This is a genomic window from Streptomyces sp. NPDC030245, from assembly GCF_055572995.1.
Genome location: NZ_JBVICF010000016.1, coordinates 13,358 through 25,561, shown reverse-complemented (window position 1 = coordinate 25,561; position 12,204 = coordinate 13,358). Strand labels below are relative to the sequence as shown.

Annotated in this window: 9 protein-coding genes; 4 read left to right on the top strand and 5 right to left on the bottom strand. The window is 66.7% G+C overall.

Annotation, left to right across the window (positions count from 1 at the left end; genetic code table 11):
* Nucleotides 1-11: 11 nt before the first annotated feature.
* From ACZ4Z4_RS34200 to ACZ4Z4_RS34190, 3 genes are all read right to left on the bottom strand, one after another.
* Nucleotides 12-506, bottom strand: a complete 495-nt coding sequence (locus ACZ4Z4_RS34200; RefSeq protein ID WP_468336320.1) for a hypothetical protein — start codon at nucleotides 504-506, stop codon at nucleotides 12-14.
* Nucleotides 507-596: 90 nt separating this feature from the next.
* On the bottom strand, nucleotides 597-2,855 hold the full coding sequence (locus ACZ4Z4_RS34195) for a hypothetical protein (RefSeq protein ID WP_468336317.1): 2,259 nt from the start codon (nucleotides 2,853-2,855) through the stop codon (nucleotides 597-599).
* Entirely contained in the window at nucleotides 2,855-3,367 is a 513-nt protein-coding gene (locus ACZ4Z4_RS34190; protein WP_468336314.1) for a hypothetical protein, read from the bottom strand. Before ACZ4Z4_RS34190 ends, ACZ4Z4_RS34195 begins: the two co-directional genes overlap by 1 nt.
* 353 nt (nucleotides 3,368-3,720) lie before the next feature.
* On the opposite strand from ACZ4Z4_RS34190, the gene ACZ4Z4_RS34185 reads away from it, so the two are divergent.
* The 4 genes from ACZ4Z4_RS34185 to ACZ4Z4_RS34170 all read left to right on the top strand — a co-directional run bounded on the left by ACZ4Z4_RS34185 (nucleotide 3,721) and on the right by ACZ4Z4_RS34170 (nucleotide 7,725).
* Nucleotides 3,721-4,122 carry a hypothetical protein gene (locus ACZ4Z4_RS34185; RefSeq protein WP_468336311.1) on the top strand — a complete coding sequence of 134 codons (402 nt, stop codon included), beginning with the start codon at nucleotides 3,721-3,723 and terminating at the stop codon, nucleotides 4,120-4,122.
* 1,651 nt (nucleotides 4,123-5,773) lie between these two features.
* Nucleotides 5,774-6,994 (top strand): S8 family serine peptidase, encoded by a 1,221-nt coding sequence (locus tag ACZ4Z4_RS34180; protein ID WP_468336689.1) that lies wholly within the window; start codon nucleotides 5,774-5,776, stop codon nucleotides 6,992-6,994.
* Nucleotides 6,995-7,069: 75 nt separating this feature from the next.
* On the top strand, nucleotides 7,070-7,408 hold the full coding sequence (locus tag ACZ4Z4_RS34175) for a WXG100 family type VII secretion target (protein ID WP_468336308.1): 339 nt from the start codon (nucleotides 7,070-7,072) through the stop codon (nucleotides 7,406-7,408).
* Nucleotides 7,409-7,422: 14 nt separating this feature from the next.
* Nucleotides 7,423-7,725 (top strand): WXG100 family type VII secretion target, encoded by a 303-nt coding sequence (locus ACZ4Z4_RS34170; protein ID WP_361720947.1) that lies wholly within the window; start codon nucleotides 7,423-7,425, stop codon nucleotides 7,723-7,725.
* Between the two features lie 95 nt (nucleotides 7,726-7,820).
* Here the strand turns inward: ACZ4Z4_RS34170 and ACZ4Z4_RS34165 are convergent, their stop codons facing one another.
* Both ACZ4Z4_RS34165 and eccCa read right to left on the bottom strand, forming a co-directional pair.
* On the bottom strand, nucleotides 7,821-8,126 hold the full coding sequence (locus ACZ4Z4_RS34165; protein WP_468336305.1) for a DUF397 domain-containing protein: 306 nt from the start codon (nucleotides 8,124-8,126) through the stop codon (nucleotides 7,821-7,823).
* Nucleotides 8,127-8,219: 93 nt separating this feature from the next.
* Nucleotides 8,220-12,203 (bottom strand): type VII secretion protein EccCa, encoded by a 3,984-nt coding sequence (gene eccCa / locus ACZ4Z4_RS34160; protein ID WP_468336302.1) that lies wholly within the window; start codon nucleotides 12,201-12,203, stop codon nucleotides 8,220-8,222.
* Between the last annotated feature and the right edge of the window lies 1 nt (nucleotide 12,204).

The following is a 12,204-nucleotide window of genomic DNA, read 5'->3' as shown; positions in this document are numbered from 1 at the left end:
TTGCTTCCTTCTCAGGCGCACACCTCCGTATGTCCCACCGCTCGCGTGTAGTCGGTGATCAGCTTTTTCATGGTTCGAGCGTCACTGCGATCGGGCGCGAATACCTGAACCACGGTGAACAAAGCTTGCCGTGGGTGCGCCGGATCGGTGCAGGCATCCACCCTTCCTACAGCGCCGGTTCCTGAGTAGAGGTACTTTTCACTGACCTTCACGGGGGCCGAGTCCACGTGTGCATGCACAGAGGCCACGTCGGCGACGCCGCCTCGGGCGTCCCACCACACTTGGCTGGCTCGGAGGGAGACCTTTCCATCCACCATGATCTGACATCGGTTGGTTCCGCCGGATGGTTGTTCCTGGCGGGAGGAGAGCTTCTTTCCATCAGGCATGAATGGTTCGAGCAGTGCAGGCTTTATGTCGATCCCGCACAAGGAGTGGGGCAGGGAGTACTTTCTCTCGTCTCCCTCCCCGGAGCACGCCAGCAGTGCGACAGCGGTCAAGGAAGCCATGAGTAGAGCCTGGCTGACCCGTCTTGGTGACTGTGATCCACGAGTGCTTAGATTGAACACTTCATCCCTAACCAGGAATAGAACTGGAAATCAGATTTCTGTCTGAATTTCGGCTGCCATGCGTGGGACATTTGTGCCAGCCGCCATAAATCCGCGTTGTGATCCGATCCGCGCTGTTTCCCCGATGTCGTCAATATCGTTTCTGTGATGCGCTTTACGCGCACTCTCTGCCGCCTCCTCGCTGTACTTGTTGTTCAATTCCAACCCGTTCTCCCAGCGCTCACCCATGACGGGCCCTGCATCCTGTTTCGCTTGTCCTTCGGCATCCTTGAACAGGGCTTCTAGGACCATGCTGCTCGCAGTGCTCGCCGCACCCCCGACGGCGGCCCCTGTGATCGGGCTGGCAATATACGCAGTGCCCACTCCGATTCCGGTTCCAATTCCTCCGGAGACGGCGTTCTTCCACTGGGATACGGACTCTCCGTATGCCTTGTCGCTGGCTTCCGCCGGCCCTGCTACAGCCTCCTGGCGGCCAATCGCCAGCGTTCCGGATACCTCGCCGGTTCCATACGCGATTTGGTCGATGCTCTTCTCCGGAGTGCTGTAGCGGAGATCGGCCGGCAGGTCCGGATTCAAGTGATACTGCATGAGGTTGGCCATGTATGCTTTCTGGCCCACTTCTACTGCCGCGTACCCTTCGCTCGTCTGGCCGATGCTGAATAGGAAACGAGTCGCATCCCTGTGAGTCAGAGTCGCTTCGGACCCGGCTACAGGGAACAGCCTATCCGTGTCCCTGTCGTGATCATCTGTCATGGCCCGATTGATGTCCGGGAGGTACTCCGAAGCGATCTGGCCAATGCTGTCGGCCAAGTAGGGGTGTTCGGTCAGACGTTTTGAGTCCTCGGAAATCGATGAGACCAAACTCTCCATAAGCTTCGTCTGTTCTGCATTGTGTGGCACCTGGTCCTGCGGTGGCAGCAATTCACCTGCCGGGTGGCCGGTAGTGGCGGCCTCAAGAGCAAGCGCCAAGTTATTACGTCCCGTGTAACTAGTTTCGCCATCAGGGTCGACATCGATGGGCCAGTTTCGCTCCTCAAAGAGGTACTGGAAGTTCGACTTACTTGCCCCGCCGAACGGATTGTTCTCCTCCTTTGCCGAAACGAAAGGGTCATTGAAGAAGTTCGCCGCGGCGTCCGGGCTGTTCGACAGGCTTTTCAGGTAGCCGGTCAACGGGTCCCAGCCTGTGTCGCTCTTCGTACGGTTCAGATGGAAATCCGTGGGCGTGCGCTGCCACGCTCTTCCTTCCCCGTTTGCCGCCCGCTCCTTCTCGGCTGCCATCATCCTGGAACCGTAGTCACGCAGGAACTGGTCGTCGAAATCACCCCAACGCATGAGATTGCTCATGACCTGGAACCCCATGGGCCCGCTGTTCCCGACGGGCTTGTTTCCCAGATCCACCACCTTGCTCGTCCATTCGGTCATGCCGAGTGAGTCGCTCTGGGTGGCGGTGGCCAAGGTCAGGCTCAGGTGTTTCTGCAAGTCGTCGAACTTCTCATGCCGCGCGTGGTTCAGCTGAGGATTCGCGTTCGGGTCATTGATGTCCGCCCAGAACTCCAAGGTTCCCTTCGCGCCCAGATTGGTCGCGAACCGCTCGGAGAAGAGCCCGTCGTCCGCGTACTTCTTCAGACCCGCATTGAGCCGGTCGAACTCCGCGACGCTCAGGTCGGACGGGTTCTTCTTCGCCAACTTGGCAAGAGCGTCGGCCTCCTTGACGGCCGCCACCGCCCCGTCCCTGTCGCTGTAGCTGGCGTCGGAGAACCCCAGCGTGCTCTGATCCGCGATCGCCTGAAGCACCGTGCTCGCGGAGGTGTCGCTCTCCGTGGCCTTGTCCAGGATCCGCTGGACGTCGTCGCGCAGCGCGTCGACGTCGCGCTGACCGTGGTCCGGTACCGAAGTTCCCTTCGCTGCGCGATCGGGATGAATGTTCATGGATACGGTGAAGCCGCCACCACTGGTCGGCTTGACCGTCAAGTTCTTCTTCGAACCGGCCGCGATCACCCGAACGAGCTCCTCGCTGTGCTTGCGCAGCTCGTCGCGCGTGTCCCTGAGGATCTTCCAGATGGACCTGGCCTGGGTCAGCGCGTCTTCGAACTCCGCGGCCGTCTTGCCGATGAACTCCCGCGAGACGGTGGCGTTGTACCCCGCCCAGTTGGCCTTCTTGGCCGCACCCGAAAGCCCTTTGCTCGCAGCCTCCTTGAGCTCGTCGAGGTTGTCGACCATCCTCGACCAGTCGCTGACAGCCTCATCGAGCAGCTTGAAGTTCGCGAAGCGGAGCGCGTCGAGGTCCATCAGTCGTCCTTCTTCTTGCTCGGCGGGCCATAAATCGGATTGTCTTTCCCGGGCCCGCCGACCCGTTCGTCGAAGCCCGCGTCGAGCATGTCGATACTGCTCATCTGGCGCCGGATGTAATGCTCGTCGCCGGCATGCAACTTCTTGGTGACCTGCATGTGGTTGGCGATGTGCGCGCACGCGTCACGGAGGGACTTGAGCTGTTCCTCCCAGCGGGTCGACACGTGCTGGAGGCCGGCACCCAGGGCGAAGCCCTGCCCGGTGAGATCACCCGCGGCCTTGTCGCTGCTGGGGACGGCCACCCGGCCCTCTTTCCACAGGCGGTCATACAACTTGAAGGCGTGGTCGCCGATCTTCGCCAAGTCGGCCTGTGCGACGCGCAGGTCACCGTAGGAGGCGGGGTCGGGTGCGGTGCTGCCGCCCGTGCCCGGCTCGACTTGGTTCAGCTGCATGTGTGTCGTCTGTCGCTCGGCCGCCTGTGACTTCAGCTGTTCCCACTCGTCCCACGCCATGCGCGAGTCCCTTCCCCATGTCCCCGTGGCTGGATGTGCTTCCCCCGGACGGCAGCGCCCGGAGCAACCTAGCAATTGCCGTGCCTGCCAACGTCGTTGTTCGACCGATGATCGACCGGGTCGCCGACGCGTCACACGGCCGATTGTCAACCCGCCCGACGCGTGCCGCAGTTGGACGGCACACGGTGTGTGACTAGAGTGACACGGGCGCGATAAGTGACCAGCAGTCACGCCGCGATCACACGAGGATCGGCAGGCGGGCAACGGGGAGGGAAAGCCTGGTGCTTCCTACGGACGGGCACGGGGGGACTGCGCCGCCGTCAGGCGCTGATGTCAAGCGCGGCCTGGAAGCGTTGAAGACGTTCCGGCGCCGCATCAACACGCTTCTCACAGAGTTCGAAGGTTCGGCGGGCAGTGCGTCGAGGGTCGGTGCGCAGAAGGTCTCCCGGGGATCCTTCAGCGGCACCGGCAGCCCTTTTCCGGAGGCCGACGGGTTGTACGCGCAGTACGACCAGGTTCACGAGAGGCTGACGTCGCTCTCGAAGATGCTGGGTGAGCAGATCGATGCCATGGGGATCGCGGTGCACGGCGCGGATGTCGGCTTCGACAACCTCGAGGACGATCTGCGTCGGCGCTTCTGGGCCATCCAGACCAAGGTCGACCGCGAGCAAGTGCCTTCTGGACGGCAACAGAGCGGCCGCCCCGACCAGCGAGGCGGCCACGGCAGTGACGAGTCCGATGCCGGGTGGTCGTAATGGGCTTCGAGGGGCACCGGCTCAACGACATGATCGACCTGGTGGAGCAGGCGAAACCCGCCGACCTGGAGAGTGCGGGCGAAGCGCTCAAGGAGGCGCGGAACGCGATCGCCGCGGCGGCCAAGGAACTGGGCGAGCACATCGACCGGGTCGACTGGGAGGGCGAGGCCGGACAGGCGTTCCGCAAGTGGGGGAAGAACCTCGTCAAGGACACACACAAACTTTCCGACTTCGCTGATGCCGCGTCCGGGCAAATGGCCTCCGCCGCAGCAGGTCTGGCATCAGTACGCAGCTCCATGCCGCCGCGTGACAGTCGTGCCGACCCGAAGGCCGTGGAGGACTTCCCCACTCCGAAGAGGGTCGAAGGCAACGAGGAGTACTCCGCCGCCGTCAAGGCAGAGAAGCATCGTCAAGAAGCGATCAACCAGATGAATCGGCTGGCGTCGTTCTATGTGGTGTCGCAGAACGGGATGGCGGAGCAGGAGCCGCCCACCTTCTCGCCGATGGCCGACGTGGGGATGCCGTCGGCTCGATCCGACACCCCGGGAGTGGCGCCGGGCGCGGCGTCTGCGCCCGATTCGGGAGCCGGCCCTGCGCAGGCGGCAACCACTCGCCTCCCGACGGAGGCGGCGCCGGTGCCCTCGGGTGGCGCCGGGGGTACGGCCTCCGGCGACCCGACGTCATCGCGCATCGCAGTGCCCAGCAGTTCGGCCCCCAGCTCGATCAGTGTGCCTGAGCACCCTGTCGGCACGGAGATCGACAGTGTCCATACGTTGCCCCCACAAACGGTGACTCCGGCAGCCGGCTCGCAGCCCCAGACGCCAGGCCCGGTGCCCATGCCCACGGATGTGGGCCCTGTCCCTCCACAGGCCGGCCGCCGCTTTCAACCGACAGCGAACGGTCTCACCGCACGTACACCTGCTCCTGTCGGCGGTTCGAAGCCGACGGCGCCAGCCCTGGGCCGCCCGGGAACGGGTGGCCCAAGGGGGACGTACGAGGCACCCGGGCGTGGTCCCGCAGCGTCGATGGCCCGTACGGATCCGACTGCCCATGGGCGGAGTACCACTGGACCGATGACGTCCGGGCAACCGCCCGCCGGTCGCAGCATCTCCGGTGGGACGCCACGCATGCTCGGTACATCCGGCCAGCCCCTGGGCGTACCGAACACCCCAGGCTCCCAGCGGTCACCGGGAGTGGTCGGAGGCCGTGCCATGCCGAATACCGCGACCGCTCCCGGTGACTCCAGGACGCCACGAAGCCCTGTCGTGGGGCCCAGTGCGGCGCCACAGGGTGCAGCAAGCAGCCGCCAGGTGTGGCGTGGGGCGGCCACAAGCGCCGGTGGCGTTGTGGGTGCTCCTGGTGAGCGCAGGTCCGCGGCAGCGAGTCGAAAGGACGGCTTCAGCGCCGGTGGTTCCGGGCTGGTCCGTGGTCCCGCACGCAGTCGTCGTGACCAACACGAGAGTGAGGGGACGCAGCGACCCGACGATGCGGTCGAGGACGAAGAGACGTGGCTGTCCGGCGAGCGGCGCCATATGCGGCCGACGAGCGACTAGTTGTGAGTGAGGGCATGCGGGGCATGAAGGCAGACTCCGGTCGACGTGGCGGGCGCGGGGCTTCTTCGTTGAGGGGAGGCGGGCGGCGCATCGTCACCATGGGCTCAGTGGCCGGTGTGCTGATCCTGCTCGGGACTGCGATGGCCCCCACCGCGGCGGGCGCTGATGTTCACTCGAAGCAGTGGTATCTGGACGCCATGAGCGCTGATGAACTGTGGAAGGTCAGCACGGGGGAGGGCATCAAAGTCGCCGTAGTCGACTCCGGTGTCAGGGTGACCCCCTCCTTGGAGGGCCGTGTTCTGCCCGGCAAGGACGTCACGAACAGTGCAGGTGGCGCCACCGATGACTACTCGGGGCACGGCACGACAATGGCTGAACTCATCGCGGGCTCGGGTAAGGGAGGCGGGCTGAAAGGGCTCGCGCCTGACGCCGAAATCATCCCCATTCGCACTGCCCTGGACAAAAAGCTCGGCACGCGGAATGGCGACAGCCCTGACGCCATCAGAGCAGCGGCCGACAGCGACGCCCGTATCATCAGCATGTCCTTCGGCAGTGACTTCATGTCCCAAGCCGAAAAGGCCGCAGTGAAGTACGCCTCATCAAAGGGAAAGCTGCTGTTTGCCTCCGTGGGCAACGACGCGCGGCAGAAGAACTTCATCGGCTACCCCGCCGCATACCCGGGGGTCACAGGGATTTCGGCAGCTGATCGATCCGGCAAGGTGGCCCGGTACTCCGAATTCGGAGAGTACGTCGACCTCGCCGCCCCCGGCCTCGACATCCCCCGCTGGTGCGACGAGACCTTCCGCGCCTACTGCGACGAAGGCGGCGGAGGCACCAGCTCCGCCACCGCCATCGCCTCCGCCTCCGCTGCCCTCGTCTGGTCCAAGCACCCGGACTGGACCGCCAACCAGGTCCTCCGTGTCCTCATCGACACCGCGGGCCGCGACTGGCCGAAGGACGAGCCGAGTGACTATCTCGGCTACGGCCTGATTCGTCCCGCTCGCAATGTCGTGAAGGGGGAGGGAAAGCCGGGGCCCGCGGACGTCGATCCCATCACCAACAAGAAGACCGCCGGTGTCGATGCTGATTCCGATTCCGATTCCGATGCCGGTTCCGGTGACGGCGGCGGGTCGGAGCCCGGCACGCCGTCGCAGCCCGCGAAGGACGCCACCCCCGACGACAAGGGGACTTCCGCCGCCGAGCAGCCCTCGGACGAGGACAGCGGCGACTGGCTCTGGCCGGCCATGGGCGGCCTGGCCGCACTCGCAGTGATCATCGGCGGCACTCTCGCCGCGAAGCGCGTCCGCCGCCGGGCCTGATCTCAATAGGACAGACACGACAGGCGTGACAAGACCTGATACATCCCAGCGAGATTTCACGAAGGGGGCCCAGCCGTGAGTGACGGCCGGAAGTTGAACAACGAGCAAGTGGCGCTTCTGAAGAAAGAGATCGTGGGCAAGTACGACTCGGTCCAGAAGCAGCTCAAGCGCCTTCAGGCCACGCTCGACATGATGGAAGGCAATTGGCGGGGCATCGGAGCCCATGCCTTCGACAGGAAACAGACCGAGATCAACCAGCACATGAGGGCGGTCGGCAACATCCTGGTCGACTTCCTGGAAGGCATCAGTGGCAACGAGAAGCTCACTGACGGGCTGGAGGACCAGGTCCGGTCGACGATGGACAGCATCGATGTCCAGTACGGCGCGCAGCACTCCGCGATCAACAGCTACTGAGAGACGGGGCAGAAATGGCAAACGTGCACCTGGATGAACTCGCGGTCAAATACGGCGGCCTCGACGCCATCACCACTGAACTGGGCATTCAGGCCAAGCAGCTGGAGGCGGACCTCGCGGACATCAAGCGGGCCGTCGCCAAGGTGGCCGAGGGCTGGGAGGGCGAAGCCCACACGGCGTACGTCGCGAAGCAGAAGGAATGGGACAAGCACGTCGAGGCCATCCACCGGGCGCTCGTCGACATCGGCCAGAAGGTCGGCCAGGCCGGCGGTGACTACCGGGGCGGCGACCTGAAGGGTGCCAGCTACTTCCAGTAGCCATTCCAGTAACCGCCCGGACAGCGAAGCGGGGTGGACGCGCGCGGGAGGCGTCCACCCCTTCTCCATAGGGTCGGCGTGGAGCCGGACAGGCGTTACTCGGCCGCCGCGACTCCGCCATTGCGCACAGAAGGCTCCAGGTCGAACTCCCCGTCCCGCGCCCCCAGGACGAACGCCCGCCACTCCGCCTCCGTGTACCGCAGCACCGTCTCCGGTTCCAGCGACGACCGCATGGCCACGGCACCCTCGGGGAGATACGCGATCTCCACGCGCTCCTCGTGTTCCTCGGTGCCAGGGGCGCTGTGCCACTCGACGCCGGAGATGTCGAGGGCGTAGAGCTCCTCCTTCTCGCGCTCCTTGCGCGCCTTGTCCTGCGCCTCGGTGTCGGGTGCGTCGGTCATGGCGGAGGGTCCCTTCACAACGTACGAAAAAGCTGTGTGGCCACCCTACTTGCGGGCTCTGCCGGTGTTCAGAGGTTGCGTGAACGGCACCCCTCAGAATTCCCCGGCCATCAGCCCCGTCTGCACCATCGGCTTCCCCCGCTTCCGCGACACGAAGATTCCCCGGCCGACCGGCATGGGCCGGGGCCGTACGCCGCCCAGGATGTCGCCCTCGTCGGGGTCGCCCGCCAGGACCACCCCCTGCGCCCCCAGCTCCTTCATCCGCTGCATGAACGGTTCGTACGACGCCCGGCCCGCGCCCGCCGTCGACCGGGCGATGATGAAACGCACGCCCACGTCACGGGCGAACGGAAGCAGTTCGGTGAGGCCGCCCAACGGGTTGCCGCTGGACGTGGAGACCAGGTCGTAGTCGTCGACGATCACGTACACCGTCGGGCCCTGCCACCAGCTGCGGTCGCGGAGCTGGCGCGCGGTGACGTCCGCCGGCGGGGTGCGCCGCTGGATCAGGTCGGCGAGCGCCGCCATGTGGTGGTCCATGGCGTTGGACATCGGGATGTACTCGGCAAGGTGGGAGGCCGGGGTGGCGTCGAGGAGGGAGCGGCGGTTGTCGACCACGAAGAGCTTGCAGACATCGCCGCTGTAGCGCTCCGTCAGCCGCTTGATGAGGAGCCGCAGGAGATTGGACTTGCCGGACTCGCTCTCTCCGAAGACGAGGAAGAACGGGTCCTGGTCGAAGTCCACGAAGACCGGTTCGAGGTTGTTCTCGTCGAGGGCGAAGGAGACACCGCGGTCCGGGAAGACGTTGCCCGGGGGCAGCTCACCGGCCGGCAGTTCCCGCGGCAGCAGCCGGACCGCGGGAGCGCCCGGAGCCGTCCAGTGGCGGGCGACCTCGGTGGCCAGGGCCGCCGTGGCCTCGGCGAGATCCGTGTCCGAGCACAGTCCGTCCATCCGGGGGACAGCCGTCATGAAGTGCTGCTTCTGCGGGGTCTGGCCGCGACCGGGCACTCCGGCGGGCACGTTGGCGGCGACCTTCCGGTCGAACTCGGAGTCCATCGTGTCGCCGAGTCGCAGTTCGAGACGGTTCATGAGGTGATCCTTGAGGTTCGCGCGGACCTCCATGGACCGTGACGCGGTGAGGATCAGATGGATGCCGTAGCCGAGGCCGCGCGCCGCCATGTCGAGGACGGCCGGCTCCAGACCCTCGTACTCCGACCGGAAGTTGCCCCACCCGTCGATGATCAGGAAGACGTCGCCCCAGGGCTGGTCGGCCACCGAGATCTCACCTCGGGCCCGGCGCGCCCGGAAGTCGGCGATGGACGCGATGCCCGCCGTGCGGAAGTACTCCTCGCGCCGGGACAGCACGCCGTACACCTCGGCCACCGTTCGGCGGACCCGCTCGGGGTCGAGGCGCGAGGCGACGCCGCCCACGTGGGGGAGCGACGCGACGGACGCCATTCCGCCGCCGCCGAAATCGAGGCCGTACAACTGGACCTCGTACGGGGTGTGGGTGAGGGCGAAGGACGCGATCAGCGAGCGCACCAGGGTGGACTTCCCCGACTGGGGTCCACCGACGATCTGCATGTGACCGGCCGCCCCGGAGAAGTCGCACCACAGGGGGTCGCGACGCTGTTCGTACGGCTTGTCGACCAGGCCCAGCGGTACGACGAGACGTCCCGCCCCTTCGTAACCCGGCTGGGCGAGGCCGCGCCCTTCCACCGCGGTGAGCCCCGCGAGCAGCGTGTCCAGGGACGGCGGGCTCTCCAGCGGCGGCAGCCACACCTGGTGCGCGGCCGGACCCTGCGCCTCCAGGCGGCGCACGATCACGTCGAGGACGGTGTCGGCGAGCGCGTCGTCCGTGTCGTCCGCGTCCGGCCCCGTGGCGGTACGCGGCTCGGGCACCGGCGCCGCCGCGTGGTGCACCGGCACCTCGGCCGCGGTGAACAGCACCGGACGCCGGTCCACGGGCCGCGGACCGCTCGTGGCTACGGCCTGTTCCGACCCCGACCGGTACACACCGGAGACGTACGCCGCCTTGAAGCGCACCATTTCGTCGGTGCCGAACTTCAGGTAGCCGGAACCGGGGACGTTCGGCAGGTGGTACGCGTCCGGCACCCCGAGAGCGGCGCGTGACTCGGCGGCGGAAAAGGTGCGCAGTCCGATGCGGTACGAGAGGTACGTCTCCAGGCCCCGCAGCCGGCCCTCCTCCAAGCGCTGCGAGGCCAGCAGCAGATGCACACCGAGTGACCGGCCGATGCGGCCGATCTGCACGAACATGTCGATGAAATCGGGCTTGGCGGTGAGCAGCTCGCTGAACTCGTCGATGACCAGGACCAGGGACGGGATCGGCTGGAGCGCGGCACCCGCCGCACGTGCCTTCTCGTAGTCGTGGATGTTCGCGTGGTTGCCCGCGTCCCGCAGGAGTTCCTGGCGGCGGTTGAGCTCACCGCGGATCGAGTCGCCCATGCGGTCGACGAGGGTGAGGTCGTCCGCCAGGTTGGTGATGACGGCGGCGACGTGCGGCAGCTGCGCCATGCCCGCGAAGGTCGCACCGCCCTTGAAGTCCGCGAGGACGAAGTTCAGGCTCTGCGAGGAGTGCGTCACGGCGAGGCCGAGCACCAGCGTGCGCAGCAGCTCCGACTTGCCGGAACCGGTGGCTCCTACGCACAGCCCGTGCGGGCCCATGCCTTCCTGCGCCGCCTCTTTGAGGTCCAGCATCACGGGACGGCCGTCCTCGCCGACGCCGATGGGCACGCGCAGCCGTTCCGCGAGCGAGCGGGCACGCCACGTCCGCCTCGTGTCGACCGAGTCGGCGTCACCGAGGTTGAGCAGGTCCGTGAACTCCAGGTTGGCCAGCAGCGGTTCGTCGTCGTCGCCACCGGACGGGACGCGCAGCGGCGCGAGCTGCCGGGCGAGCGCCTCGGCCGCCTCGTACGAAAGGACATCCGGCGCGCCTTCGTACACCAGGCCGTGGTCCGACTCGATGCGCAACGCTCCCGGACGCACCGCGAGTGACAGACCACCGCGCCCATGCGTCAGTTCACCCGGCACGACCTCCACGACCGTCACCCCCTGAAGCCCTTCGGGTGACGCGAGCGCCGCCGTCGGAGCCGGAGACAGGCCATCGAGTATGACGACGACGTGCGGCTCGTCCGGCAGCGGAGAGCCCTCCGGGTGAAACCGAGGCCGCCCATGGAGCCGGTCGGCGAGCATCGCTTCCAGTTCCATCGGATCGCTGGTGATGAGCCGGCGGGTGCCCGCTCCGTCCGCCGCCCCCGGCGTCTGGGAGTGCGGAAGCCACTTGGTCCACTCCCAGGACGGCGCGGCAGCCGTGCCCGCCCCGACGGCGATCACCAGGTCCTGGGGGGAGTGCAGCGAGGTGAGGGACGCGGTGAGCGCCCGCGCCGTGCCCCGCGCCGTCTCCGGGTCCCCGCTGACCGTGACGTGGTAGAAGGCGCGCAGCGAGACGGCCATGGGCAGGTCTTCCAGAGTGCTGTGCGCGGCGAGGAAACGCTGCATCGCGCCCGCGGTGAGGGGCTCCAATTCATCCACCGGTCCCGTCTCCGGCGGCACGAGGGGAGTGGCGAGCGACTGCGGCCCCAGGCCGATACGCACCTGACCGAAGTCCGCGTCGCCCGGGCGGCGTTCCCAGACCCGGCTGCCCTCGGCGACCAGGGCCCACAGCTGATCGGGGGAGGGGTGGAGGTAGTACTGCGCGTCGCGCTGGGCCCGCGCCGTGTCGACGGCGGCGCGCCGGGTCCGCTTCAAATAGCCGAGGTAGTCGCGCCGCAGGTCGGCCAACTGCCCCTGGTTGCCGCGGCGGTAGCGGATCAGCATGGCCACGGACATGGCCACCGTCGACGCCACCATCACCATGCCCATGACCTTCATGAACGGGTGGGCGCTCGGCATGAAGAAGAACACCACGGAGCCGCCCATGCCGAGCATGGGGAGCAGTTGCATCAACGCGCCCTCCTGCTGCCCGCGTGGCAGGGCGGGCGGGGGCTGCAGCAGGACCTCGTCGCCGGGGACTGCCGGGGGCAGCGTTCGAGGCGGGCGCTTCACGACGATGTGGCTCACT